This window comes from Cellulomonas sp. B6, assembly GCF_001462455.1.
Classification (GTDB): domain Bacteria; phylum Actinomycetota; class Actinomycetes; order Actinomycetales; family Cellulomonadaceae; genus Cellulomonas.
Genome location: NZ_LNTD01000086.1, coordinates 18,088 through 42,386, shown reverse-complemented (window position 1 = coordinate 42,386; position 24,299 = coordinate 18,088). Strand labels below are relative to the sequence as shown.

26 protein-coding genes, 1 tRNA gene and 1 other RNA gene are annotated in these 24,299 nt (G+C 73.3%); 15 read left to right on the top strand and 13 right to left on the bottom strand.

What is annotated here, in order from left to right; translation table 11 throughout:
* Positions 1-79: 79 nt before the first annotated feature.
* Together ATM99_RS07970 and ATM99_RS07965 are read right to left on the bottom strand one after the other, a co-directional pair.
* Positions 80-3,118 (bottom strand): bifunctional [glutamine synthetase] adenylyltransferase/[glutamine synthetase]-adenylyl-L-tyrosine phosphorylase, encoded by a 3,039-nt coding sequence (locus ATM99_RS07970; RefSeq protein WP_062102376.1) that lies wholly within the window; start codon positions 3,116-3,118, stop codon positions 80-82.
* A gap of 2 nt (positions 3,119-3,120) precedes the next feature.
* Positions 3,121-4,458, bottom strand: a complete 1,338-nt coding sequence (locus tag ATM99_RS07965) for a glutamine synthetase family protein (RefSeq protein ID WP_062102375.1) — start codon at positions 4,456-4,458, stop codon at positions 3,121-3,123.
* Positions 4,459-4,574: 116 nt separating this feature from the next.
* Between ATM99_RS07965 and panB the strand changes: the two genes are divergently transcribed.
* Positions 4,575-5,396 carry a 3-methyl-2-oxobutanoate hydroxymethyltransferase gene (gene panB / locus ATM99_RS07960; RefSeq protein WP_062102374.1) on the top strand — a complete coding sequence of 274 codons (822 nt, stop codon included), beginning with the start codon at positions 4,575-4,577 and terminating at the stop codon, positions 5,394-5,396.
* A 24-nt stretch (positions 5,397-5,420) separates the two neighbouring features.
* Here the strand turns inward: panB and ATM99_RS07955 are convergent, their stop codons facing one another.
* Positions 5,421-5,603 carry a hypothetical protein gene (locus ATM99_RS07955; RefSeq protein ID WP_062102373.1) on the bottom strand — a complete coding sequence of 61 codons (183 nt, stop codon included), beginning with the start codon at positions 5,601-5,603 and terminating at the stop codon, positions 5,421-5,423.
* A 58-nt stretch (positions 5,604-5,661) separates the two neighbouring features.
* Here ATM99_RS07955 and map point away from each other — a divergent pair, with 58 nt between their 5' ends.
* From map to ATM99_RS07930, 5 genes are all read left to right on the top strand, one after another.
* Positions 5,662-6,531: a type I methionyl aminopeptidase gene (gene map, locus ATM99_RS07950; protein ID WP_062102372.1), complete on the top strand. Its 870-nt coding sequence runs from the start codon at positions 5,662-5,664 to the stop codon at positions 6,529-6,531.
* Positions 6,528-7,319, top strand: a complete 792-nt coding sequence (ppgK, locus tag ATM99_RS07945) for a polyphosphate--glucose phosphotransferase (RefSeq protein ID WP_062102371.1) — start codon at positions 6,528-6,530, stop codon at positions 7,317-7,319. Before map ends, ppgK begins: the two co-directional genes overlap by 4 nt.
* 1 nt (position 7,320) lies before the next feature.
* Positions 7,321-7,626, top strand: a complete 306-nt coding sequence (locus tag ATM99_RS07940; RefSeq protein WP_223304884.1) for a DUF6191 domain-containing protein — start codon at positions 7,321-7,323, stop codon at positions 7,624-7,626.
* Positions 7,627-7,700: 74 nt separating this feature from the next.
* Positions 7,701-8,792: an acyl-CoA desaturase gene (locus tag ATM99_RS07935; RefSeq protein ID WP_062102370.1), complete on the top strand. Its 1,092-nt coding sequence runs from the start codon at positions 7,701-7,703 to the stop codon at positions 8,790-8,792.
* Between the two features lie 112 nt (positions 8,793-8,904).
* On the top strand, positions 8,905-9,825 hold the full coding sequence (locus ATM99_RS07930; protein ID WP_369798030.1) for a DUF817 domain-containing protein: 921 nt from the start codon (positions 8,905-8,907) through the stop codon (positions 9,823-9,825).
* Between the two features lie 4 nt (positions 9,826-9,829).
* Here the strand turns inward: ATM99_RS07930 and ATM99_RS07925 are convergent, their stop codons facing one another.
* Together ATM99_RS07925 and ATM99_RS07920 are read right to left on the bottom strand one after the other, a co-directional pair.
* Complete coding sequence (locus ATM99_RS07925) at positions 9,830-10,426, bottom strand: PilZ domain-containing protein (RefSeq protein WP_062102369.1); 597 nt, start codon at positions 10,424-10,426, stop codon at positions 9,830-9,832.
* Positions 10,427-10,546: 120 nt separating this feature from the next.
* A complete protein-coding gene (locus tag ATM99_RS07920; protein ID WP_150118204.1) occupies positions 10,547-10,828 on the bottom strand; it encodes a hypothetical protein in 282 nt (93 codons plus the stop codon).
* Positions 10,829-11,171: 343 nt separating this feature from the next.
* On the opposite strand from ATM99_RS07920, the gene ATM99_RS07915 reads away from it, so the two are divergent.
* The 6 genes from ATM99_RS07915 (at position 11,172) to ATM99_RS07890 (ending at position 16,071) form a co-directional block, all read left to right on the top strand.
* Positions 11,172-11,549, top strand: coding sequence for an ImmA/IrrE family metallo-endopeptidase (locus ATM99_RS07915; protein ID WP_223304893.1), 378 nt, complete (start codon positions 11,172-11,174; stop codon positions 11,547-11,549).
* Between the two features lie 50 nt (positions 11,550-11,599).
* Positions 11,600-12,805 carry an HIRAN domain-containing protein gene (locus tag ATM99_RS07910; protein ID WP_150118203.1) on the top strand — a complete coding sequence of 402 codons (1,206 nt, stop codon included), beginning with the start codon at positions 11,600-11,602 and terminating at the stop codon, positions 12,803-12,805.
* Positions 12,806-12,828: 23 nt separating this feature from the next.
* A complete protein-coding gene (locus ATM99_RS07905; RefSeq protein ID WP_062102365.1) occupies positions 12,829-13,356 on the top strand; it encodes a hypothetical protein in 528 nt (175 codons plus the stop codon).
* 505 nt (positions 13,357-13,861) lie between these two features.
* Entirely contained in the window at positions 13,862-14,254 is a 393-nt protein-coding gene (locus tag ATM99_RS07900; RefSeq protein WP_062102364.1) for a hypothetical protein, read from the top strand.
* A 275-nt stretch (positions 14,255-14,529) separates the two neighbouring features.
* Positions 14,530-14,901, top strand: a complete 372-nt coding sequence (locus ATM99_RS07895) for an ImmA/IrrE family metallo-endopeptidase (RefSeq protein ID WP_062102363.1) — start codon at positions 14,530-14,532, stop codon at positions 14,899-14,901.
* Between the two features lie 33 nt (positions 14,902-14,934).
* On the top strand, positions 14,935-16,071 hold the full coding sequence (locus ATM99_RS07890) for a site-specific integrase (protein ID WP_062102362.1): 1,137 nt from the start codon (positions 14,935-14,937) through the stop codon (positions 16,069-16,071).
* Positions 16,072-16,206: 135 nt separating this feature from the next.
* Here ATM99_RS07890 and rnpB read toward each other — a convergent pair.
* An RNA gene (rnpB, locus tag ATM99_RS07885) (RNase P RNA component class A) lies at positions 16,207-16,589 on the bottom strand.
* A 24-nt stretch (positions 16,590-16,613) separates the two neighbouring features.
* Positions 16,614-16,997: a tautomerase family protein gene (locus ATM99_RS07880; RefSeq protein ID WP_062102361.1), complete on the bottom strand. Its 384-nt coding sequence runs from the start codon at positions 16,995-16,997 to the stop codon at positions 16,614-16,616.
* Positions 16,998-17,049: 52 nt separating this feature from the next.
* Between ATM99_RS07880 and ATM99_RS07875 the strand changes: the two genes are divergently transcribed.
* On the top strand, positions 17,050-17,832 hold the full coding sequence (locus ATM99_RS07875; protein ID WP_062102360.1) for a YaaA family protein: 783 nt from the start codon (positions 17,050-17,052) through the stop codon (positions 17,830-17,832).
* A 165-nt stretch (positions 17,833-17,997) separates the two neighbouring features.
* Here the strand turns inward: ATM99_RS07875 and ATM99_RS07870 are convergent, their stop codons facing one another.
* The 4 genes from ATM99_RS07870 to ATM99_RS07855 all read right to left on the bottom strand — a co-directional run bounded on the left by ATM99_RS07870 (position 17,998) and on the right by ATM99_RS07855 (position 21,893).
* Positions 17,998-18,801 (bottom strand): histidine phosphatase family protein, encoded by an 804-nt coding sequence (locus tag ATM99_RS07870; protein WP_062102359.1) that lies wholly within the window; start codon positions 18,799-18,801, stop codon positions 17,998-18,000.
* 124 nt (positions 18,802-18,925) lie between these two features.
* Positions 18,926-19,663, bottom strand: coding sequence for a zinc ribbon domain-containing protein (locus ATM99_RS07865; RefSeq protein ID WP_062102358.1), 738 nt, complete (start codon positions 19,661-19,663; stop codon positions 18,926-18,928).
* Complete coding sequence (locus tag ATM99_RS07860; protein WP_062102357.1) at positions 19,660-20,847, bottom strand: Nif3-like dinuclear metal center hexameric protein; 1,188 nt, start codon at positions 20,845-20,847, stop codon at positions 19,660-19,662. The genes ATM99_RS07865 and ATM99_RS07860 overlap by 4 nt, the downstream gene beginning before the upstream one ends.
* Entirely contained in the window at positions 20,844-21,893 is a 1,050-nt protein-coding gene (locus ATM99_RS07855) for a zinc-dependent alcohol dehydrogenase family protein (protein ID WP_062102356.1), read from the bottom strand. Before ATM99_RS07855 ends, ATM99_RS07860 begins: the two co-directional genes overlap by 4 nt.
* Positions 21,894-21,981: 88 nt before the next feature.
* Between ATM99_RS07855 and ATM99_RS07850 the strand changes: the two genes are divergently transcribed.
* Positions 21,982-22,055 (top strand) — tRNA-Val (locus tag ATM99_RS07850).
* A gap of 10 nt (positions 22,056-22,065) precedes the next feature.
* On the top strand, positions 22,066-23,163 hold the full coding sequence (locus tag ATM99_RS07845; RefSeq protein WP_150118202.1) for a hypothetical protein: 1,098 nt from the start codon (positions 22,066-22,068) through the stop codon (positions 23,161-23,163).
* 65 nt (positions 23,164-23,228) lie between these two features.
* Here the strand turns inward: ATM99_RS07845 and ATM99_RS07840 are convergent, their stop codons facing one another.
* Together ATM99_RS07840 and ATM99_RS07835 are read right to left on the bottom strand one after the other, a co-directional pair.
* Entirely contained in the window at positions 23,229-23,696 is a 468-nt protein-coding gene (locus ATM99_RS07840; RefSeq protein ID WP_062102354.1) for a peroxiredoxin, read from the bottom strand.
* Positions 23,693-24,115, bottom strand: a complete 423-nt coding sequence (locus ATM99_RS07835) for a DUF3052 domain-containing protein (RefSeq protein WP_062102353.1) — start codon at positions 24,113-24,115, stop codon at positions 23,693-23,695. Before ATM99_RS07835 ends, ATM99_RS07840 begins: the two co-directional genes overlap by 4 nt.
* Between the last annotated feature and the right edge of the window lie 184 nt (positions 24,116-24,299).

Genomic DNA, 24,299 nt, shown 5'->3' with positions numbered 1-24,299 from the left:
AACGGTGAGCCGTCGTGACCGACCGCCGCGCCGTGCACGACCCGGTGCACGAGATCGACCCGCGCCGCGGTGCCTCTCCTCAGCCGTAGAAGACGCGCTCGACGACCGCGCGTGCCCGCCGCGCGGTGCGCAGGTAGGTGTCCTCGAGCTCGGCGCCCGACCCCGGCGGCAGACCCAGCACGCGCGACACGCCCGCGAGCGCGACCCGGTCGTGCGGGAGCACGTCGGCGTGCGCCCCCTCGGCGCGCCCGGTCCACAGCACGTTGGCGTCCCGTACCCGTGACGCGAGCTCCCACGCCTCGCGCAGGACGGTCGCGTCGTCCTCGTCGAGCAGGCCCGCGGCCGTGGCGGCGGCGAGGGCCCCGAGCGTCGAGGTCGTGCGCAGCCCGGCGACCGCGTGCGCGTGCTGCAGCTGCAGGAGCTGCGCGGTCCACTCGACGTCGCTGATGCCGCCGCGCCCGAGCTTGAGGTGCCGGGTCGGGTCGACGCCGCGTGGCAGGCGCTCGGCCTCGACGCGCGCCTTGACGCGGCGCACCTCGCGCTCGGTCGCGGCGTCGACGCCGCCCTCGGGGTAGCGCAGCGGGTCGACGAGCGCCACGAAGCGCTCGCCCAGGTCGGCGTCGCCCGCGACCGGCCGGGCGCGCAGCAGTGCCTGGCTCTCCCACGGAGAGGACCAGCGCGCGTAGTACTCCGCGTACGCGTCGAACGAGCGCGCGAGCGGGCCGTTGCGCCCCTCGGGGCGCAGGTCGGCGTCGACGCTCAGCGGGGGCTCGGGACCGACCGAGCCGAGCAGCTGGCGCAGCTGCGACGCGACCGCGACCGCGAACTGCTGCGCGACCCGCGGGTCGGCGCCCGGGAGGGGGTCGTGGACGAACAGCACGTCGGCGTCCGACGAGTACCCCATCTCGCGCCCGCCCATGCGGCCCATCGCGACCACCAGCAGGCGTGTCGGGCTCGCCTCGAGCCCGGCCGCCGCGCGCGCCTCCGCCTCCGCGACGCGCAGCGTCCCGGCGACCACGGCGTCGGCGGCGGTCGTCAGGCTCTGCGACGCGCGCACGCCGGTCGTGCCGCCGAGCACGTCGGCGACGGCGGTGCGGGCGAGCTCGCGGCGCCGCAGCGCGCGCAGCGCGGTCACCGCCGGCACGGGCTCGGACGCGCGCCGCAGCACGGCGTCCGCCTCGGCCTCGAGCCGTTCGGCGGACCGGGGCGCGAGCTCGGCGTCGTCGTCGAGCCAGGTCACGGAGTTGGGTGAGCGCGACAGCGCGTCGGCGGCGTAGCGCGACGTCGACAGCACCTGCGCGAGGCGCTGGCCCGCCGTCCCGGAGTCGCGCAGCAGCTTGAGGTACCAGTGCGTCGAGCCGAGCTGCTCGGACAGCCGTCGGAACGCCAGGAGGCCGGCGTCGGGGTCCGCGCCCTCGGCGAACCAGCCGAGCATGACTGGCAGCAGCTGGCGCTGGATCGCCGCGCGCCGCGAGACGCCCTCGGAGAGGGCGGCGATGTGCCGCACCGCACCCGCGGGGTCGCGGTAGCCGATCGCCGCCAGTCGCGCGCGCTGCGCCTCGGGTGCGAGGGTCGCCTCCTCTGTCGAGAGGGCGGCGGTCGCCGGCAGCAGCGGCCGGTAGAAGAGCTCCTCGTGCAGGCGCCGCACCTCACGGCGGGTCGTGCGCCACCGGTCGAGCAGGCCCTCGGGGCCCTCGATGCGCATCCGCATGGTCCGCGCGAGCCGGCGCAGGTCGGCCTCGGCCGTCGGCACGAGGTGCGTGCGCTGCAGCCGGTGCAGCTGGATGCGGTGCTCCATCATGCGCATCCACCGGTAGCAGACCGCGAGCTGCGCGGCGTGCTCGCGGCCCACGTACCCGCCGGCGGCGAGCGCCGCCAGGGCCGTGAGCGTCGACGGGCTGCGGATCGACTCGTCGGCCCGTCCGTGCACGAGCTGCAGCAGCTGCACCGTGAACTCGACGTCCCGCAGGCCGCCGGCACCGAGCTTGAGCTGACGGTCGGCCTCGGCCCGCGGGATGTGCGCCTCGACGCGCCGACGCATCGCCTGCGAGTCCTCGACGAAGTTCTCGCGCTGCACCGCCGCCCACACGAACGGGTTGACCGTCTCGACGTACGCGCGCCCCAGCTCGCGGTCCCCCGCGAGCGGTCGCGCCTTGAGCAGCGCCTGGAACTCCCACGTCCTGGCCCACCGCTCGTAGTAGGCGCGGTGGCTCGCGAGCGTGCGCACGAGCGGGCCGTCCTTGCCCTCGGGACGCAGCGCGGCGTCGACGGGCCACAGCGCGGGCTCCCCCGCAGGCGCCGAGCAGGCACGCGCCAGACCGGCGGCGAGCCGTGCGCCGGCCACGAGCGCCTCGTCCTCGGGCGTGCCGTCGACCGCCTCGACGACGTACACCACGTCGACGTCCGACACGTAGTTGAGCTCGCGTCCGCCGGCCTTGCCCATGCCGATGACCGCGAGGCGCACACCGCGACCCTCGTCGTCGAGGTCGGCGCGTGCGACGGCCAGCGCAGCCTCCAGCGCGGCACCGGCGAGGTCCGCGAGCGCGGCGCCGACGCCGGGCAGCCGGCTCAGCGGGTCCTGCGACGTGAGGTCCGTCGCGGCGATCCGCAGCAGACGGGTGCGGTACGCGCGGCGCATCGCGTCGACACCGGCCGTGCCCGTGCGCCCCGCGACGGGGACGGCGGCGTCCGGGTCGGCGTCGACGGCGCGCAGCAGCTCGGCGCGCACGTCGTCGGCCGCGACCCCGATGCCGGGCGCCGGGTCCGCGACGACCCGCAGGTTCTGCGGGTGCGCCGCGAGGGTGTTCCCGAGCGCGAGGGACGCACCCGTCACGGCCAGCAGGCGCTCGCGGGCCGGCCCGTCGTCGGCGAGCACGTCGTGCAGCAGCGCCGTGAGGTCGGCGTCGCGCTGCACGGCACCGGCCACCTTGGCGAGCGCGAGCAGCGCCTCGTCCGGGTCGCCGACCTCGGCGAGCGCCGCGACGACGTGCTCGACGACCGCGTCGTCGACGGCCGCGAGCGCCGGGTCGGCGAGCAGACGCTCGGCACGCGGCACGTCGGCCACGCCGACGCGCGTCAGACGCGTCGGCAGCGACGACCCCCGGCCCGGCGTGGCCACGGTCAGACGAGCGGCAGGAACCGCTGCAGCTCGTACGGCGTGACCTGCGCGCGGTACTCGGCCCACTCCTGACGCTTGTTGCGCAGGAAGTAGTCGAACACGTGCTCGCCCAGCGTCTCGGCGACGAGCTCGGAGCGCTCCATGACCGCGATCGCGGCCTCGAGCGACGTCGGCAGCGGCTCGATGCCCAGCGCCTTGCGCTCGGCGTCGGTGAGCTCCCACACGTCGTCGTCGGCGCCCTCGGGCAGCTCGTAGCCCTCCTCGATGCCCTTCAGGCCGGCCGCGAGCAGCACCGCGAACGCGAGGTACGGGTTCGTCGCGGAGTCCACCGCGCGGTACTCGACGCGGCTCGAGTTGCCCTTGCCGGGCTTGTACATCGGCACGCGCACCAGCGCGGAGCGGTTGTTGTGGCCCCAGCAGATGAAGCTCGGCGCCTCGGCTCCGCCCCACAGCCGCTTGTAGGAGTTGACGAACTGGTTCGTCACGGCCGTGATCTCGGCGGCGTGGGTGAGCAGGCCCGCGATGAACGAGCGCGCGACCTTCGACAGCTCGAGGGGTGCCCCCGGCTCGTGGAACGCGTTGCGGTCGTCCTCGAACAGCGACAGGTGGGTGTGCATCCCCGAGCCCGGCTGGTCGGCCAGGGGCTTGGGCATGAAGGACGCGAAGACGCCCTGCTCGAGCGCGACCTCCTTCACCACCGTGCGGAACGTCATGATGTTGTCGGCCGTGGTCAGCGCGTCGGCGTACCGCAGGTCGATCTCGTTCTGGCCCGGGCCGGCCTCGTGGTGCGAGAACTCGACCGAGATCCCCATCGACTCGAGCATCGTGATCGCGGCGCGCCGGAAGTCGTGCGCGGTGCCGCGCGGCACGTGGTCGAAGTAGCCCCCCTGGTCCACCGGGACGAGCGGGCGCGACGGGTCGGCGGGCGCGTCGAACAGGTAGAACTCGACCTCGGGGTGCGTGTAGAACGTGAAGCCGCGCTCGCTCGCCCGGTCGAGCGCACGCTTGAGCACGTAGCGCGAGTCGGCGAGCGAGGGCTGTCCGTCGGGCGTCAGCAGGTCGCAGAACATGCGTGCCGTGCCGTGCCGCTCACCCCGCCACGGCAGGATCTGGAACGTCGACGGGTCGGGCCGGGCGATCATGTCGGCCTCGTACACGCGCGTGAGGCCCTCGATCGAGCTGCCGTCGAAGCCGATGCCCTCGCTGAACGCCTGCTCGAGCTCGGCGGGCGCGACCGCGACCGACTTGAGCATCCCCAGCACGTCCGTGAACCACAGACGGATGAAGCGGATGTCCCGCTCCTCGACGGTCCGGAGGACGAACTCCTGCTGCCTGTCCATGCGCACATCCTGCCTGATGACCGGGCCTCGCGAGTGGTGCGTCTCGCGCGCGGCGCGGCGCCGGGCCGTGCGCGCCGTCACAGACCGCGCCACGAGGTCGCGGCTAGGCTCGCGGCATGTCGACCAGTGACGTCCCGGCACCGCGCCGCGTGCGGGTGCACCACCTGCAGGCCGCCAAGGACCGTGGTGAGCGCCTGACCATGCTCACCGCCTACGACGCGCTCACCGCGCGCCTGTTCGACGAGGCCGGCATCGACATGCTGCTGGTCGGCGACTCGATCGGGAACACGATGCACGGGCACGCCACGACGCTGCCCGTCACGCTCGACGAGATCGTCGTCGCGGCGCGCGCGGTCGCCGGTGCCGCGCGACGCGCGTTCGTCGTCGCCGACCTGCCGTTCGGCACGTACGAGGCCGGTCCGGAGCAGGCGCTCGCGAGCGCGGTGCGGGTCATGAAGGAGACCGGCGTCGCCGCGGTGAAGCTCGAGGGCGGGCAGCGGTCGGTCCCGCAGATCCGCGCGCTCACGGCCGCCGGCATCCCGGTCGTGGCGCACCTCGGCTACACGCCGCAGTCGGAGAACGCGCTCGGCGGGCCGCGCGTGCAGGGCCGCGGGCAGGCGGCCGAGGAGATCAGCGACGACGCCGTCGCGGTCACCGAGGCCGGTGCCGTGGCCGTCGTGCTCGAGATGGTGCCCGCACCGGTCGCCGCCCGGATCACCGAGGTCGTGCGCATCCCGACGATCGGGATCGGCGCGGGACCGGACTGCGACGGGCAGGTGCTCGTGTGGGTCGACATGGCGGGCATGGGCGACTGGTCGCCGCGGTTCGCCAAGCGGTTCGGCGAGGTCGGGGCGGCGCTGAGCGCCGCCGCGCGGGGCTTCGCGGACGAGGTCCGCGGCGGCGCCTTCCCCGACGCGTCGCACTCGTTCGACGCGTGAGGTCCGCGGGGCCGAGGGTGACGCTCAGGCGTCCTCCTCGGCCTCCCGCCGGTCCTCCTCGTCCCACGCCTTCGTCCGCTCGCGCGCCGTCTCGAGGGCGCGCGAGGCCTCCTCACGCGTGGCGTACGGGCCCATGCGGTGCGACCAGTCGCTGCGCGGACCCTCCTCGACCTCGTGCGTCCGGGTGTTGAAGTAGAACTCGGCCACCAGGGCACCTCCCGTCCCGACGGGCCGGGCGGCACCGCCGCTACGTAGACTGCCAGCCATGCCGCCGGTCCACTCGCGCACCGCCCTCGTCCCCGGTCGTGTCGGGCCACGACGCGGCGTCCCGGCGCACATCGCCCGCCCCGAGTACGTCGACAGGCCGATGCCCGCGCCCTGGAGCGGGTCGGACGTGCTCGACGCGGAGACGATCGAGCGCGTGCGGGTCGCGGCGCGGATCGCCGCTCAGGCGCTCGCCGAGGTCGGCAGGCACGTCGTTCCCGGCGTGACCACCGACGAGCTCGACGCGATCGGCCACGCGTTCCTCCTGGACCACGACGCGTACCCCTCGACCCTGGGCTACCGCGGGTTCCCCAAGTCGCTGTGCACGTCGCTCAACGAGGTGATCTGCCACGGCATCCCCGACTCGACGGTCGTCGAGGACGGCGACATCGTGAACGTCGACGTCACCGCGTACGTGGGCGGCGTGCACGGCGACACCAACGCGACGTTCCTCGCGGGCGACGTCGACGAGGACTCGCGCCTGCTCGTCGAGCGCACGCGCGAGGCCCTGGAACGCGGCATCAAGGCCGTCCGTCCGGGCCGGGAGATCAACGTCATCGGCCGCGTGATCGAGCGGTACGCGGCGCGGTTCGGGTACGGCGTCGTGCGTGAGTTCACCGGCCACGGCGTCGGACCCGCGTTCCACACGGGGCTCGTCGTGCCGCACTACGACGCCGCACCCGCGCACGACACCGTGATCGAGCCCGGGATGGTCTTCACGATCGAGCCCATGCTCGACCTGGGCACCGCGGACTGGGAGATGTGGGACGACGGCTGGACCGTCGTCACGGCCGACCGCAGCCGGTCGGCGCAGTTCGAGCACACCCTGCTGGTCACCGACACCGGGGCGGAGGTCCTGACGCTGCCATGAGCAAGGACGAGCACACGGGCAAGCACAAGCACGGCGACGAGGTCGTGACGGCCTTCGGCGTCGACATCGGAGGGTCCGGCATCAAGGGTGCGCCGGTCGACCTGGGCACCGGGCAGTTCGCGGCCGACCGCGTCCGCATCCCGACACCGCAGCCGGCGACACCGCAGGCGGTCGCGGAGACGGTGGCCGAGGTCGTCGACTCGTTCTCGCTCGACAAGGACGTGCCGATCGGCGTGACGTTCCCGGCCGTGATCCTGCACGGCGTCGCGCAGTCCGCCGCGAACGTCGACGACTCCTGGATCGGCACCGACGTCGAGAAGACGATCGGCGCGGCGACGGGGCGGCGCGTCGTGGCCGTGAACGACGCCGACGCCGCCGGGTACGCCGAGGTCGTCCACGGCGCCGCCAAGGACGTCCCGGGCGTCGTGCTGGTCGTCACGCTCGGCACGGGCATCGGCTCGGCGCTCGTCGTCGACGGCGTGCTCGTGCCCAACACCGAGCTCGGGCACCTCGAGATCGACGGCCACGACGCCGAGTCGCGCGCGTCCGACGCGGCGCGCGACCGGGAGGACCTCACGTTCGAGCAGTGGGCCACGCGGCTGCAGCGCTACTTCGGCGTGGTCGAGAACCTGTTCTGGCCCGACCTCATCGTCGTGGGCGGCGGCGTCAGCAAGAAGCACGACCAGTTCCTGCCGCTGCTCGACCTGCGCACGCCCATCGTGCCCGCGGGGCTGCGCAACGCGGCCGGCATCGTCGGAGCAGCGCACCTGGCCGCGAGGCGTCGCTGACGTGCCCGGCTGGGTCGTGGTCGTCGTGACGGCGGTCGTCGTGCTCGTCGCGCTCGACCGGGCCGTCGCGCACGGGTGGTTCGACCGCTGGCGGATCAGCGTCCGCTCCGGACGTGACGCCGACGGCGGCGGCATCGCGGGTGGCGGCGGGATGATGGGCGACTTCGTCGAGATCTTCCAGCCGAACGTCACGCACCTCGTGGCCGAGCAGGAGCGGCAGCGGCTCGACGTCGTGCGCGAGGGCGACGCGGCACCTCCACGAGATCGACGCGCCCCGGACGGAGACACGCAACCTACGGTCCCGTAGGGTGGGCGACATCCGGAAGACGAGCACCTGCTCACTCCACGGCTGGGAAGTCGACGTCGAGCCCTGGAGGTCATGTGGCTCCTGCACCCGTACCCACCGCGCCCACCCGCCCGCGACAGGCTGCCGCCACCGGCAGCTACCACGAGCTGCTGGCGGAGGTGCGTGAGGCCGGTCTGCTCGAGCGGACGCTCGGCTTCTACGCCTGGCTCGTCGCCGGCCTCACCGTGGCGCTCGGCGGGCTCGTGACCGCGTTCGTGCTGATCGGCCACTCGTGGTGGCAGCTCGCGGTCGCCGCCGGCCTGGGGATCGTGCTGACGCAGTTCGCGTTCGTCGCGCACGAGGCGTCGCACCGCCAGGTCATGCTGACGGGCCCGGCCAACGACCGGCTGGGGCGGATCCTCGCCAACGGCGTCGTCGGCATCAGCCACTCGTGGTGGATGACGAAGCACACGCGGCACCACGCCAACCCGAACCGGATCGGCAAGGACCCGGACATCGAGCGGGACACGATCTCGTTCGTCGAGCAGGACGCCGCGCAGCAGAGCGGGTTCATGGGTGCGCTGACGCGCCGCCAGGGCTGGCTGTTCTTCCCGCTCCTCACGCTCGAGGGCGTCAACCTGCACGTGCTCGCGATCCGCAGCCTGATCGCGTCGCCGTCGACGCGCGCGCGCAACCTCGAGCTCCTGACGATCGGACTGCGGCTGAGCGTCTACGTCGCGCTGGTCGTGTGGGCGCTGCCGCTCGGCATGGCCGCCGCGTTCCTCGCCGTGCAGCTCGCGGTGTTCGGCGTCTACATGGGCGCGTCGTTCGCGCCGAACCACAAGGGCATGGCGGTCATCCCCGCCGAGAGCCGCCTCGACTTCCTGTCCAAGCAGGTCCTCACGTCGCGCAACATCCGCGGCGGCGCGTGGGTGACGACGCTCATGGGCGGCCTCGACGCGCAGATCGAGCACCACCTGTTCCCGAGCATGGCGCGCCCCCACCTGGCACGCGCCCGCCGCATCGTGCAGGAGCACTGCGCGCGCGTCGGCATGCCGTACACCGAGACGTCGCTCGCGCGCTCGTACCTCCTGGTGGTGCAGTACCTCAACCGCGTGGGTCTCGCCGCGCGCGACCCCTTCGACTGCCCGATGGTGCAGCGGTTCCGTCCGCGCAGCTCGCGCTGACGACGCACCCGGTGACGCGCGACGGCGCGCGTCACAGGATCTGCACAGGTCCCCCCGTCGACCCGACGCCCGTCCGCACCCGCGGGCGGGCGTCGCGCGCTGGGATGGTCACGTGCTGCACGACCTGCGACTCCGCCTCCCCCGGCCCGGTGCGCGCGAGCTCACGGTCGTCGAGGAGCGCATCGACGCGTGGGCACGTCACCGTCTGCTGCACCTGCAGGGCCGACGCGCCCGCACGTGGTTCGTCGAGCTCGTGGTCTTCACGCTCAAGCAGGGCTGGGCGTGCCTGTTCGGCGCCCTCCTGCTCGCACTGCTCCTCGCGGCGCGGTTCTGGTACCCCGACGGCGCGTGGCTCGCGCGCAACGACGCGCTGACGCTCGCCGCCCTCGCGCTGCAGGTCGGCATGCTCGCGACACGCCTCGAGACGGTCCGCGAGATGCGTGTCGTGCTGCTGTTCCACGTCGTCGGGACGGCCATGGAGGTCTTCAAGACCGACGTCGGGTCGTGGTCCTACGCCACCGAGGGCGTGCTGCGCGTCGGCGCGGTGCCCCTGTTCTCGGGGTTCATGTACGGCGCCGTCGGCTCGTACCTCGTGCGCGTGTTCCGCATCTTCGAGCTGCGTTTCGACCGCTACCCGCGGCGCTGGGTCACGGCGGTCGTGGCGGGAGGGATCTACGCCAACTTCTTCACGCACCACTGGGTCGCCGACGCCCGGTGGGTGCTGCTCGCCGCCGTCGTGGTCGTCTTCGGGCCGTGCGTCATGCACTTCCGGGTCCACGCCGCGCGCCTGCGGATGCCGCTGCTGCTCGCGTTCGGCCTGGTGGCGTCGTTCATCTGGCTCGCCGAGAACGTGGCGACGTTCGCCGGGGCATGGCTCTACCCGTCGCAGGAGGCCGGCTGGCACGTCGTGGGCGGCGCCAAGCTCGTGTCATGGTTCCTGCTGATGATCATCTCGGTCGTGCTCGTCACCTGGGTGTATCCCCCGCGGCGACCCGACCGGGCTTGCGTCGACGCCGCCGCGAGAGCCGGCTGAGCGGTCACTGCCGCGCGGCGCGCTCGCGCGCCCACGCGCGGTGCAGGCTCAGCACGAGCCGGAACAGCCGCTCCCGCGTCCGGTCGTCCAGGTCGAGCAGCTCGCAGCCGTAGCGCCACTCGTGCTGCCCCTCCTCGACGCGCAGCACCCGGGCCACGAGGTCGACCGACCCGTCGTCGACGGGCATGGGGAACCGCACGACGTCGCCGCGGTGCAGCAGGCGTCGCGTCACGAACCGCACCCCCGACGCGCTGACGTCGACGACCGTGACCGGCAGCGCCTGCGTGCCGTCCGGCGTCTCGAGCTTGCCGAGCGCGCTCACGCGGTAGAACGCCCGCGCGGCCGAGCGACGCTGGTTCGGCTCGCCGCGCTCGAGCACGACGACCCGCACCTCGTCGTCGACCATGCCGCCGAGCAGGCCGACGTAGGGGCAGCGCCCCCGGACAGGGTCCAGCACCGTCACCGTGGCGGCGTCGCCGATCTCCCGCCCCGTGGGCAGCTCGTCGACCTCGAGCACGAGCAGGTCGCCCTCGAAGGCCCGCACGTGCCCCTCGACCTCACCCGACTTCGTCCCGAGACGGCACAGGGCCAGCTCGTGCACGTGTCACCCCCTCGGGTTCGGGTGGGGCGCGCCCTCACGCGCCCACGACCAGGACATCCGCCCAGTTGTACTGGGCGGGTCCCGCACCGCCAACCGCCGGCCGGGTGGTCCGAGCGAAGATCACCCGGTACGGGGGTCGCTGCCACGAAGCGGCCGTACGTCGTCGTCCGCGTCCGGGGACGACGCCGAGCGGCCGCCGTCGCCCCGGCGGCGCCGGTAGGTCTCACGGAACTGCTCGGCGATCTGCTGCGCCTGCGCGCTCACCAGCCAGCGGTAGGAGTCGCGCAGGCGAGCGGTGCGTGAGGGGTCGAGCCCGCGGTCGCAGGCCGACAGCCAGGCACGCTTCGCGGCGAGGATGTCCGCGTCGGTCACGTCCACACGAGGGTCGGTCTCGTCTGCCATATGTCCAGAATGAGCACCTATGCCCGCAATGCGCGCGCGTTCCGGCAGCATTCACCCGCCGCACCAGGCTCACGGGTGACGGTTTCACCCGGCGCGAGCCGCCCGAAGGGCGGATGAGTCAGCCGGTACGCGAGGCGGCGAAGCGGTCCGCTCCCGCCTGCGCCGACGCCGCGGTGGGGGCTGAATCCCTCCCCACCGCGCAACACCGTCTTCGACCTCGATGACGACGTCGAGCATCTCATCACGCTCAACCCAGCGGCGTCCGATGCCGAAGAAAGGGCAGACCCAGACGAAGAGGTCGAGGCCCAGCAGACCGAGCCGTAAGGGGGCGCCGGTGGAAGACATGCTCAAGATCGCCGCACAGCGGGGCGTCCGGGTCGCCTGGCGCCCGCTCGGACGGCGACACGGCGAGTACCACTCGAGCAGCCTCGCCCTCCTCAACCCTCAGCTCTCCCTGACGGTGCAGAGCGCGACTCTCGCTCACGAGCTCGGGCACGCGCACTACAGCCACGTGCGAACCGACGAGCCCGTCCAGCACGCCCGCCAGGAGCGCCTGGCAGACGAGCACGCAACCGAGCTCCTCATCAGCGACTACGACTACGCCCTCGCCGAGCGGACAGTCGGCCGCCACCCCGGTATCCTCGCCCGCGAGCTCGGCGTCACCCTCGGCATCATCACCGCCTGGCACGGCCGCGCGCGACGCTCCCGGAGGATCGGGTGAGCAAGAGTCGATCAGCATCGCAGCCACGCCCCAAGCGGCCCGCCCTACTCATGGCCGCCGGCGCCATCTCGACGGTGGTTGGGACCGTAGCGAATGCCGCCGGGCTGGCCGTACTCGGCATCCTCGCCTTCCTGGTGGGCGCGCTATGGCTCGCCGCAGTCGGGGTGAAGACTCTTGCAGCGGGCACGTCCGCCGACGAGGCCCCAAGGCGTCCCACCGCAAGCACAGCTCAGACCACGCCGGTCAAAGCACCCAACGCCGTCAGCCGGGCGGCACCCGCACCTCGCGAGAGATCTGCAGCTCCGTTGCCCGCGGGTTGGCCGACCGGGAAGGACATAACCCTCAAGGGCTTCGACCTCTGGGGGCAGACCGGTTGGCCGAACCAGGAGATCGTTGGAGAGAACCACCGCCGCGACGCCGTGCGTGACGTGTTCCGCGCGCACGGAGGACGCTCCGGCGGCGAGACGGCTGCCGAGGCCGTGCTCGTACCCGAACCAGGCAACCCCTACGACCGCAACGCCGTGCGCGTCGACATCGACGGCAAAGCTGTCGGCTACCTGCCGCGCGAGGACGCGGCTCGATATGCGGACGTCCTGCAGCGGATGATCCTCGCTGGGCTCGCTCCGCTCACGACAGCACGGCTCTGGGCCCGCAACGACAGCGGCACCTGGCGGTCTCGCATCACGCTCGACCTCGCCGAGCCCCACCTGATCTATCCGATCAACCCCAAGCCCACCGGACGCACCGCCGAACTTCCCCCCGGGACAACCTTCCAGGTTACCGGCGAGGAGCTGCACCTGGACGTCCTCGCGCCCCTCGTCACCCAACAGGAGGCCCCGCTCTGGGTCGCCCTGCGTCGCGGCACCGTGCAAGGCGCCCGCAGCGTCAAGGAAGTGGTCGAGGTCTACGTCAACGGATCACACGTCGGCCACCTCTCAGCCGCAAAGGGCCAGGAGTACACGCCCCTCCTGACGACGCTCGAAGAGCACGGCGTCACCGCGATCGCTCACGCCAAGATCACGGGCAACTCCCTCGCCGTGAACATCTCGATCAACGCGGCGAGGCCGAGCGACATCCCACAGTCATGGATTGACGAGCACGCGAGCGCCGCCGACGGTACCCCTGCCGGCGGCGCCCCCGACCTGCAGCACACCGAGCGCGTTGCCGATGCGCTCACGAGCGACAGGGACGACCTCGCCGCCCGGCGAGGCGAACCCGGCAACCCGCCGAACACCGCGACGGGCGAGGCGGACTAAAACCAGGGGGGCAACGAGCCAGCGTGAGCACCGGAATCCCTGCGCATCTCCCAACCGGACTCCTCCCGCCCGGCATCCACCGCGCGTCGCTCAGCGACGTGCACCACGCCTTCGTACAGAACGCCGGCTCGAACCCCCGGCTACGGCAAGCCGTCTTCGACGGGGTCACAGCCTGGATCGGCATGGCTCCCACGATCTTCGGCGCCGGTACGGCGTGGCTGAGCGGTGGCTTCATCAGCACAGGTGAGCCCACCGACACGGCGTGGCTCGCCTACGAGCCGGAAGACCGAGGCCTCGCGCTGCAGGCAGCGCGGAGCGGCCTAGCGCACACCGTTCTCTCGCTGTCGAAAGTCATCTACTCGTATCCACCACCTGGCGGTGGCACCGAGGAGCGCTGGGCTGTCAGTGCCCTAGTGGATGCTCACCTCATCGACCGCGGAACGAAGACCGGTTACCGTCACGCATGGGCTGCCGTGCTTGGCGTCGACGGGGTGGTACTTGAAGGCGTGACCAAGGGGTTCATCGAGATCGAGGTTGCGAGTCATGACTGACGTAGCGGACCTTCGCCGCATGGTCGGCGACGCATGGACGGATGCTCGCGAAGGCGATGCCCTAGCAGCCCTCAGCGCTGGCGGCCTCCTTACGGTCTTCAACCGTCTCGCCCCGCACGGTTTTCGCCTGTCTACGGCGTCCGAAGTGTCGCTCACGGTCGCCGGGAGTCGCACATCGTTGACCGGGCGAGACGTTGCGATGGTAGTCGACCGGTTCTCGCGGGCTGTTGCCTCTATCGGCCAGGAACTCACCCTGGGCAGCGCTGCCTTCCGGCAACTGCGGCCCGCTGACTATGACCGAGCACCCGTCTTCCTGTCGGGCACGCCAGGGGGACCACTAGTGCTGTCTGCTGGTCCCTCTAGTCCCATCCTGGGGACGATCCCCGGCGGACCCTCGGTCGCCGAGCGGGCACTAACTCGACTCGCGAACCTCCTCCCTGCGAGCGGCCACGATCCGACGCTGGCGAGCCGCGTCCTCTCCTCGCGCCCACCCACAGCACGAGCGATGAACGAGATTGCGCTGGTCGCCAAGAAGCTCGAAGGCATTGTCGTGAGCCTCCGCGGCACCAACGAGGACACGACGGCTACGGTCGCGACAGAGCAGGCCGCAGCGATCACGGAACTGCTCGCCGATGTGCGCGAAGACGTTACGACGCAGCACTTGACTGGGCAACTGGACGGCATGCGGTTTCGCCGGCGCGAGTTCTTCCTGACGGTCGGCGAGCGCGACATCAGCGGCTCGGTCGACGAGTTTCTTGTTCCAACCGTCAGGGCGCTGCTCGACCAGCAGGTCGTAGCCACGCTCGAGCGAGTCGTCAGACGCAGTTCCGCCGGCAGTGCTCAGCGTCCCGCTTATCGGCTCGTCGATGTGCGACCCTTGGGCCAACTCGAACTGTGAGGCCCCCAAGGCCGTCATCGGGGTCCAGCCGGTACTCATCCAGCAGGAAGAGGTGCTCGCTGATGCACGAGCGCCGTTCCCACCATTCCTGTCGCCGGCCCCTGCGGGATCCGCGCGACTGCGCCGAGCACGGGCGTAGTTACGAGATCTGAGCAGTGCGACGGACCCCCACGGGGAGAACTACTCAGCTCGCGTGACCGGTGTGAGCGGTGGTGCCTACGGTCCCGAGCATGAGTCCAGACCACCCATGGAGACGGCTGCGAACGCTGTCACACGTGCTGGTCGTGTGGCGGCGGACGCCTGGGCTGCTGGGGGCGACCGCCGGCGAGCGCGTCATCGTGATGCACCCGGACCAGCTGCGGGTGAAACGTCGGTGCACGCTGGCGCACGAGCTCGCGCACATCGAACTCGGGCACGGTGCGTCGTGCTCGCGCGCGGAGGAGGCTGAGGCGTGCGCGGCCGCGGCGCGGCGGCTGATCGACCGCGACGCGCTGCTCGACGCTTTCCGGTGGGCCGAGCACCTCAAGGAGGTCGCCGACGAGCTGTGGGTCGACTTCGACACGCTCCAGGCCCGCATCGACACCCTGACCGCCGCCGAGCGCGCCGCGCTCGTCGCGCTGCACGACGAGCTCGCTCGACCCTCCTGACCTGCCCCGCGCGGCCGAGACCCCGAGGAATCGATGGCGCACGTCGAGGACCGCCGGACGGTCCCCAACCCGAACGGCCGCGGACGCGTGCGCGGGCCGCGGTACGGCGTCGGCGCGCGGTGGCGCGCCGTGTGGCAGGAGCCGAACGGGCAGCGCAGGCGGAAATTTGACACGAAGGACGCCGCCGAGGCGCACCTGCAGGACGTCGGCGTGCAGCAGCGCACCGGCACCTACGTCTCCCCCACCGCGAGCGCCGTGCCACTGCGCGACGTGGCGGAGGGGTGGTTCCGGGAGCAGGTGCACCAGCGTCCGACGTCGCTCGAGGGCGTGCGCCTGCGCATGGACCGGACGATCCTGCCGACGCTCGGGGTCGTGCCGCTCACGCTGCTGACGCGCTCGGTGGTGCAGGACGCGGTGACGACGTGGTCGGCGACGCTCGCTCCCGGGACGGTGCGGGTCGCCTACGTGTACCTGGCCGGGGTGTGCGCGCTGGCGGTGCAGGAGCGGCGCCTGGTGACGTCGCCGTGCACGCGGATCAGCCTCCCGCGCGACGAACGGCCGCGCGTCGAGCCGTACTCGACGACGCTCGTGCAGGTGCTCACCGACGCGGCCGACGAGCGGTACCGGCCGCTGGTCGTGCTCGCCGCCGCGTCCGGGCTGCGGTCGGGCGAGCTGCGGGGGCTGACGTGGGACCGCGTGGTTGACACGCAAGGCGGTGCGGTGCTGCGTGTCGACAGGCAGCTGACCCGCGAGACCGTCGCGGCCGCGCGTACCGTGCTCGGGCCGGTGAAGACGGCGTCGAGCGACCGGCTGGTCGCGATCGGGAAGGCCACCCGGGGTGCACTCGGCGAGCGGCGCGACGGGTTCGTGTTCACGACGACGCGCGGCGGGCCGATCCTGTACAAGACGGCGTGGCGGATCTGGCGCGCGTCCGCGGGCGCCGCCGGCGCGCCCGACGGCAACGGCTGGCACGAGCTCCGGCACTTCCACGCGTCGCTGCTCATCGCCGGCGGCGCGTCCCCGGTGGCCGTCGCGCACCGGCTCGGGCACAAGGACCCGACCGAGACGATGCGGACCTACGCGCACCTGTGGATCGACGACGACGAGCGGATGCGCGACGCGTCCGACGGCGTGATCCGGCTCGCCGACGGTCCGCCCGTGAGCGCCTGAACCTGGGGGCTGTGTGGGGGCTGCGCGCCTCAACACGTCGCAACACGCTGCAACGATGCCCGGCCCCCACGAGCCCCCGGCGACACGGAGACGGGCTCGTGACGCCGTGTTTCCGCAGGTCACGACCCCGAAGGGCGGATGAGTCAGCCGGTACGCCGGGTTCTGTCCCCCCGTCCGGTTGCCCGGGCGGGGGTGGCGACCATCCATCTACGACGTACGTTGCCGCACGCCTCCAGCGGCCTACCCGGGAGCTCGGGCGGGCAACCCTCGAACGCTCCCTGTCTGGCCTTGCTCCGGGTGGGGTTTGCCGAGCCGCACCGGTCACCCGGTGCGCTGGTGGTCTCTTGCACCACCGTTTCACCCTTACCCCGCCGACCGAGGCCGACGTGGCGGTCTGTTCTCTGTGGCACTGTCCCGCGGGTCACCCCGGGTGGGCGTTACCCACCACCCTGCCCTGCGGAGCCCGGACGTTCCTCGGCGGGACCCGAGGGTCCCGACGCGGCCGCCTGGCTGACTCATCCGCGCCGGTCAGCCTACCCGCGTCAGACGTCGACGCGGTACGGCAGCGTGAGCTCGTCGCCGCTGCGCCCGCGGATGCCCCAGTGCGTGGGCAGGCTCTCGAGGACCACGACCTCGAGGTCGTCGGCGTCGAGCCCGAGCGCGGGGGCGACGTCGTCGAAGAACGCCGCGATCAGCGCGCGCACGGCCGCCGGGCTGCGACCGGTGAAGCAGACCACCTCGACCACGAGGTACGCGTCCGAGCGCGGCGCGACGAGGTCGTCGTCGTCGAGCAGGTAGAAGCGGTGGAACCGCTTGTCGGCGGGCAGCCCCCACGCGCCGGTGAGCGCGGAGTGCACGGCGTCGGACACCTCGGAGCGCCGCGCGGCCCACACCGAGCGCCGCCCGTGGATCTTGACCTGCGCCACGTCACACCCCCGCGTCGTCGGACTCCCGGCGCGCACACCGTACCCTCGTGCGGTGCTCGTCCTGCTCCCGCCGTCCGAGGGCAAGACGCCCGCGCCCGCCGACGCCGCCCCGGTCGACCTGCCGGCGCTCACGCACGCCGGCCTGACGCCCGTGCGCGAGCACGTGCTCGACGCGCTCGCCGCGATCAGTGCCCGGCCCGACGCGTGCGACGTGCTGGGCGTCTCCCCCGGGCTCGCCGCCGAGGTCGCCCGCAACACGACGCTGCGCACCGCTCCTGCCGCGCGCGCGTCGCGCGTGTACACGGGTGTGCTCTACGGCGCTGCCGGTCTGGACACGCTGACCCCGACGGCCAGGGCCCGGGCGGTCGCGAGCGTGCGCGTCGTGTCGGCCCTGTGGGGCGTGCTCACGGTCGACGACGCCGTGCCCGCCTACCGGCTGTCGATGGGCACGGACCTGCCTGGCGTCGGTCCGCTCGCCGCCGCGTGGCGCGGCCCGCTGGGGGACGCGCTCGACGCGGACGCCGACGGCGACCTCGTCGTGGACTGCCGCTCGGCGGCGTACCGGGCCGCGTGGACGCCGCCGGCGGGCGCCCGCTGGGTCGACGTGCGCGTGCTGCGTGAGGTCGACGGTCGCCGGTCCGTCGTGTCGCACCACGCCAAGCACACGCGCGGCGTGCTGACACGTCACCTCGTGACCCGACGCGGCCGCGCGCCGCGGGACGCCGACGAGCTCGCGCACGCTGCGAGCGCGCTCGTGGGCGACGCGCTGCACGCGGTCGAGCTCGGGCCCGCGCCGCGACGCGGGGTGCGCACGCTCAGCCTCGTCGTGCTCTGACGGCCGCACGGCCCGCGCCGCGGCACGCCGTTCCCGGTGCGCGGCGTCATGGGTCTGCGCGGTTCCGGTGCACGACCGCCCCGGGGCACGACCGTCCCGGTGCACGCCGGCCCCGGTGTGCGGCGTTCTGGCCGCCAGGTGGCCGCAACGCCGCACACGACTTCCTCAGCCGCGCGCCCAGCCCTCGCTCGGCGCCCCCGCGACCGCGATCTCGTCGCGCCGGTCGGTGAACAGCCGCACGATGCTGACGGACGCGGGTGCCACGCGCAGCTGGCTCCAGGTGCCGGGGTCGGACCCGAGCGTGACGCCCAGCGCCGCGCGGATCGCGACCGCGTGCGACACGACCACGACCGTGCGGTCAGGGCCGCCGGCGCGCAGCGCGTCGAGCCCGCGCCGCAGCCGCTCGCCCACGTCGGCGATCGACTCGCCGCCGGGCGGCCGCACACGGCCCGACGTGTGCCACGGCTCGAGCTCGCCGGGCCACCGCTCCTCGATCTGCTCGGCCGTGAGGCCCTGCCACGCGCCGAAGTCGGCCTCCTGGAACGCCGCGTCGGTACGCACCGCGAGGCCGAGCCGCGCCGCGATCACCCCGGCGGTCTCCTGCGTGCGCACCATGGGCGACGCGACGACCTCGCTCGGGTACGGGATGTCGCCCCACAGGTCGCGCCCCACGCGCTCCACGAGGGCGGCCGCGGCGCGCGCCTGCCCGCGGCCGTGCTCGTCGAGCGACGGGCCCGGCTCGGACGAGCCCGAGTAGCCGCGGGACACGGTCATCGCCGTCTGCCCGTGGCGGACCAGCACGACCGTGGTCGGCTGGTCGTCGTCGAAGCGCGGCGACGCACCGGACGGCCGGGACGCCCGGCGCCGCGGCGCGGCGGACGCCCCCGACCCGGTCGGGTCGGACGTCTCGCTCGCGAGCGGGTCGGCGGTCGGGTCGGGCGAGGCGTCGGACGGGTGCGTCGGGGTCACCCCCGCAGTCTCGGCCGTGGGCGCCCGGGCGTCCAACCGTGCCCCGGCACGTGCCGGTCACGGGACGGGCGGGAGCCGCCCGGAGCGGTCCTCGCGCGCGACGCCGGACCGCCGTCGACGGGTGTCAGCCGTCGGCGCCCCGCACGAGGATCCGGCCGCACTCCTCGCAGCGCACGATCGCGTCGGCCGGGCGTGCGCGGATCGCCTCGAGGTCGAGCGGGTTGAGCTCGAGGCGGCAGCCCTCGCAGCGGCTGCCGCGAAGGGCCGCGGCCCCGCTGCCGCCGAGCTGGCCGCGCAGCCGCTCGTAGAGGGCCACGAGCCCGGCGTCGAGCCCGTCGGCGGTGCGGTCGCGCTGCGCACGCACGCGGTCGGCCTCGGCGTCGACCTGCGCCCAGCCGGAGTCCCGCTCGGCGACGACCTCGTCGCGCGCGGACACGAGCGCGGCGTGCGCCTGCTCGAGCTCGGCGAGCGCCGTCTCGTGGGCCTCGAGCCGCTCCATGACCTCGAGCTCGACGTCCTCCAGGTGCGACTGCCGGTTCGCGAGGCTCGCGAGCTCGCTCGTGAGCGCCTGCGCGTCCTTCGCCGACACCTGGCCCGCGTCGAGGCGCTGCTGGTCGCGCGTGGCGCGGTTGCGCACCTGGGCGACGTCGGCCTCGGCCTTCGCGAGCTCGGCGCGCAGGTCGGAGGCGGCCGTGCGCGACGTGACGAGTGCGGTGTCGAGGTCCGCGAGCTGGGCGTCGAGCTCGACGATGCGGGCGAGCGCCGGGAGCGACCGCCGCTGGTGCGCGAGCTGCGCGAGTCGGGTGTCGAGCTCCTGGACGTCGAGGAGTCGTCGCTGGTCGGCTGCGGGGGCGGTGCTCACGGAGATCCTTCCGGCTGGGACGTCTGCCGCACGTGTCCCGTCCACGGGTCGGTGCGGCGCGTGCTGACGCGGGTCTCCACCGTAGTGCCCTGGGCCGCCAGGTCGGCGCGCAGGCTCGCCGCGGCGCGCGGCAGCCACACCCACTCGGACGCCGCGTGCGCGAGGTCGACCAGCGCGGGCCGGGGCGGACCGCCCGCGGACTCGAACGCGGCGCGTTCCTGCTGCTCGGACGCGGGGTGGTGACGCAGGTCCGCCGTGACGTACGCGTCGACGTCGGCGGCGCGCACGGCGTCGAACAGCGAGTCCCCCGACCCTCCGAGCACGGCGACGCGCCGCACGGGCATGTCCGGGTCGCCCGCCCAGCGCACGCCCTGCGCGGTCGCGGGCACGGCCGCGGCGACGTCGGCGGCGAACTGTGCGAGCGGCACGGGCTCAGGCAGCGTCCCGACCCGCCCGAGGCCGGTGTCGCCGGGCAGCGCCGCGAACTCGAGGACGTCGAACGCGGGCTCCTCGTACGGGTGCGCCGCGCGCATCGCGGCGACCACACGAGCCCGTAGGCCGCGTGCGGCGACCATCTCGACGCGCACCTCGGGCAGCGTCTCACGGCGCCCGACCTCGCCGATCGCGGGCGTGGCCCCCTCGAGCGGCGTGAACGTGCCCTGCCCGGTGGTGGTCCACGCGCACCGCTCGTACGCACCCACCCGTCCGGCGCCGGCGGCGGCCATCGCGTCGACGACCGCGTCGGCGACGTCGACCGGCGCCGTCACCACGTGCTTGTCGAGCGCGGGGGCGTCGGCGGCCACGAGCGGCACGGTGCCGACGAGCCCGAGGACGTCGGCGAGCGCCTCGGCGACCCCGCCGTGCGCGGAGTCCGCGTTGGTGTGCGCCGTGTACAGGCCGCAGCCGGCGCGGACCAGCCGGTGCACGAGCGCACCTTTGTAGGTGGTGGCGGCGACCGAGTGCACGGGCCGCAGCAGCAGCGGGTGGTGGGTGACGAGCAGGTCGGCGTCCCACTCCTCCGCCTCGTCGACGACCGCGGCGACGGGGTCGACGGCGAACAGCACGCGCCGCACGGGCGCGGCGGGGTCGCCGACCGCGAGGCCGACGCGGTCCCACTGCTCGGCGGTGCGCGGCGGGTACCGGGTCTCCAGGGCGCGGACGACGTCCGCGAGCGTCGCCGTCACGGCAGCACGAGCGCCTTGGTGCACGTGCGCTCGTCCATCGCGCGGTACGCGTCCGCGACGTCGTCGAGCGCGAACGTCCCGTCGAACACCAGGCCCGGCTCGATGGTCCCGGCCCACACGTCGGGCAGCAGCCCCTCGATGTAGCCGCGCACGGGCGCGACGCCGCCGACCACGCCCTTGTTCGTGCCGAACATCAGCCCGACCGGCAGCTCAGGACCACCCGCGGGGACGCCGACGAACCCGACGCGGCCACCGGGCCGCACGGTCGCGAGCGCCTGCGCCATCGACTCCTTCGTGCCGACGCACTCGAGCACGCCGTCAGGCCCGACGCCGCCGAGCAGGTCGAGCACGGCGGCCGCGCCCTCGTCGCCACGCTCGGCGACGACGTCGGTCGCGCCGAACCGGCGCGCGAGCGCCTGCCGGGCCGGGTTGCGCGACATCGCGACGATCCGCTCGGCACCGAGCCGGCGCGCCGCGATGACGCCGCACAGCCCCACCGCGCCGTCGCCGACGACCGCGACGGTCGACCCGGCACGCACGCCCGCCGACAACGCCGCGTGGTGCCCGGTGCCGAGCACGTCGGTGAGCGTGAGGACGTGCGGCAGCAGCGCGTCGTCCGGGTGCTCGGGCGTGACGACGAGCGTGCCGTCGGCCAGCGGCACGCGCACGTACTCGCCCTGCGCACCGTCGGACGGCACGCCGTCGTGGTCGGGCGAGCCCCACCACGCGACCTGCTCGCACGACGTGTGGACGCCGTTGCGGCAGTGCACGCACGTGTTGTCGCAGATCGAGAACGGCGCCACGACGAAGTCGCCGACGCGCACGCGACGCACGTCGGACCCGACCTCCTCGACCACGCCCACGAACTCGTGCCCGATCCGGTGCGGACCGTCGGTCGGCCGCACGCCGCGGTACCCCCACAGGTCGGAGCCGCACACGCACGTCGCGACGACGCGCACGACGGCATCGGTGGGTCGCTGGATCTCGGGGTCCGGCACCTGCTCGACGCGCACGTCGCGGGGGCCGTGGATCACTGTCGCTCGCACACCGGAAGCCTACGGCGCGGGGCGGGCGCGGCGCCCGGCGACGCGTGCGTCGGCGCCGTCCGCTCGCCGGTAGGCTGACCGACCGCAGGGGCCTGTAGCTCAGTTGGTCAGAGCGCCGCGCTTACACCGCGGAGGTCGTCGGTTCGAGACCGGCCGGGCCCACGTCTCAGGCGTGCGCGACGAACGAGAGCAGACCATGCCAGCCTCCGCTTCCAACGAACGTGACGAGTTCGGGCCAGCAACGAAGCGGGAGCTCGCGGCACGCGTCGGGTATCGCTGCTCGAAGCCGGGTTGCGAACGCGAAACAGTGGGACCGTCCGACGACCTGCAGCAGGGCTTCACCCACACCGGCGACGCAGCCCACATCACGGCCGCTGCGCGGGGAGGCCCAAGATGGGACTCCACGCTGACGCGCGACGCTCGAAGGTCCGCCGAGAACGGGATCTGGCTCTGCCTGGTGCACGCGCGGCTGGTCGATGCCAACAGGTCGCAGCACACCGTGGACCTCCTGCGTGAGTGGAAGCGCCGCGCAGAGCACCGAGCCGCCCGAAGGCAGGAGCTCGCGACCGTCTCCGATGCCAGGTTCATCACTCACCAACTGACCCTCGCGTGGCACGAGGGCGGCGACGACTCGGCAGTCAAGCAGGCAATCCAAGACTTCTTCGACGACGTCGCATCGGGCGAGGTCATGCGCGACGCCGACCGCCAGTGGAGCGCGGCGCTCGTCTACGAGCTGGCGAGAAACGCTCGCCAGCATGAAGGAGTGCGGCGGATGACGCTCGCGTCCTACGAGCGCTCGATTGAGCTCCGGTACGCGTCCAGTTCGAGATACGGCCTCGACCGACTGCTCGGCGAAACGTCCGGGCGCGGCGGCTTCGACGCCGTTCGTGACCTTGAGGAGGTCACCGAGGGCCGCGTGCACGTGGTCGATCGGCTCGACGGCGCGACCAGTAGGTTCATCCTGACCGCGCCCGCGCTCGGAGTTGCCGACCACCCGTGTGCCATCGACCTGTCGAGCTCAAGCCGCGAAGCGCTCTTGGAGTTCGTCCGGGAGACGTCGTGCGCAGTGGTGCATGTCCACGGCGATCGGTTCGCTTCGCTGAGCGACAACTACGACACCGTCGCCTGCGTCAAGGCGCTGCTCGAGGGCGGGCACCGCGTCGTCGTCCACGCCGGACATGGTCCCGTGGCGCAGCATCTACGAGGCAAGATCATCACGGCGGTCGGCTCCGATGCCCCGGTCACCGTCGTGCAGCACGAGCTCGGCTGAACGACTCAGCCCCCGCGGCGCTGACCGACACGTGGTGCGTCTGCCGTGGCGGCGGAGCGAGCCCGTCAGAGCGTCGCGAGCGCCTCGCGGTACGCCGCCAGCGGGCGGGCCGTGCCGCGCGGGTTGACCACGCTCCACCGCAGCACGCCGTCGGCGTCGACGAGGAACGAGCCGCGCAGCGCGTGCCCGGTCGACTCGTCGAACACGCCGAACGCACGCGCCGCGGCGCCGTGCGGCCAGAAGTCCGACAGCAGGTCGAACTCGTACCCCTCACGTTCCGCCCACGCACGCAGCGTGAACATCGGGTCGCAGGAGATCGCCAGCAGGCGGACTCCCGCGTCGTCGAACGTCGCGAGGTTGTCGCGCAGCTCGCACAGCTCGTCGGTGCAGATGCACGAGAACGCGAAGGGCACGAACACGAGCACCACGGGCTCGCCGCGCAGCTCCGACAGCGTCACGGGCGTGCCGTGCGTGTCGGGAAGGGTCAGGTCGGGGACGGGGTCGCCGACGCGCAGGGTCTCCCCCGCGCTCACTTGCCCCGGCCGCGCGTCGCCAGACGCGTGGCCGACCAGTCGGGGCCGATGGCGAACGTCGTCATCGCGTGCAGGCCGGACGTGGTCGCGGCCTCCTCGATGTCGGAGTGCGACACGTGGCCCGGGCGCCCGGCCTTCGGCGAGAACACCCAGATGGGACCGGAGTCGTCGAGGACCGTCATCGCGTCGACGAGGTAGTCGGTGAGGTCGCCGTCGTCGTCACGGAACCAGATCACGGCGCCGTCCGTGACGTCGTCGTAGTCCTCGTCGACGAGCTCGCTGCCGGTGACGGCCTCGAGCGCCGCGCGCACGTCGCCGTCGACGTCGTCGTCGTAGCCGATCTCCTGGATCGTCTGACCGGCGGTGAAGCCGAGCCGAGCGACCGCCTGGGACACGGCGTCGTCCGCGGTGGGTGACACGTGGACCTGTTCCCTTCTGCCGTGGGCCCGCGCGGTCGCGGACCCACCTGGTGATGTCGGGACACGTTAGCCCACCGCACGCCTGCGGGCCCTGGCAAGCGGGGAGGGAACGTGCGTGTCACCGACGTCACGCCCTGATCAGGCCGCGCGGGTGTGACTTTCGGGCCTCGACAGACCGACAATG

What these genes read in the sequence shown, in the direction of transcription:
- ATM99_RS07965 (WP_062102375.1), bottom strand. Translation starts at nt 4,458, where the DNA reads ATGGACAGGCAGCAGGAGTTCGTCCTCCGGACCGTCGAGGAGCGGGAC.
- panB (WP_062102374.1), top strand. Translation starts at nt 4,575, where the DNA reads ATGTCGACCAGTGACGTCCCGGCACCGCGCCGCGTGCGGGTGCACCAC.
- map (WP_062102372.1), top strand. Translation starts at nt 5,662, where the DNA reads ATGCCGCCGGTCCACTCGCGCACCGCCCTCGTCCCCGGTCGTGTCGGG.
- ppgK (WP_062102371.1), top strand. Translation starts at nt 6,528, where the DNA reads ATGAGCAAGGACGAGCACACGGGCAAGCACAAGCACGGCGACGAGGTC.
- ATM99_RS07920 (WP_150118204.1), bottom strand. Translation starts at nt 10,828, where the DNA reads ATGGCAGACGAGACCGACCCTCGTGTGGACGTGACCGACGCGGACATC.
- ATM99_RS07915 (WP_223304893.1), top strand. Translation starts at nt 11,172, where the DNA reads ATGCTCAAGATCGCCGCACAGCGGGGCGTCCGGGTCGCCTGGCGCCCG.
- ATM99_RS07910 (WP_150118203.1), top strand. Translation starts at nt 11,600, where the DNA reads ATGGCCGCCGGCGCCATCTCGACGGTGGTTGGGACCGTAGCGAATGCC.
- ATM99_RS07900 (WP_062102364.1), top strand. Translation starts at nt 13,862, where the DNA reads ATGAACGAGATTGCGCTGGTCGCCAAGAAGCTCGAAGGCATTGTCGTG.
- ATM99_RS07890 (WP_062102362.1), top strand. Translation starts at nt 14,935, where the DNA reads ATGGCGCACGTCGAGGACCGCCGGACGGTCCCCAACCCGAACGGCCGC.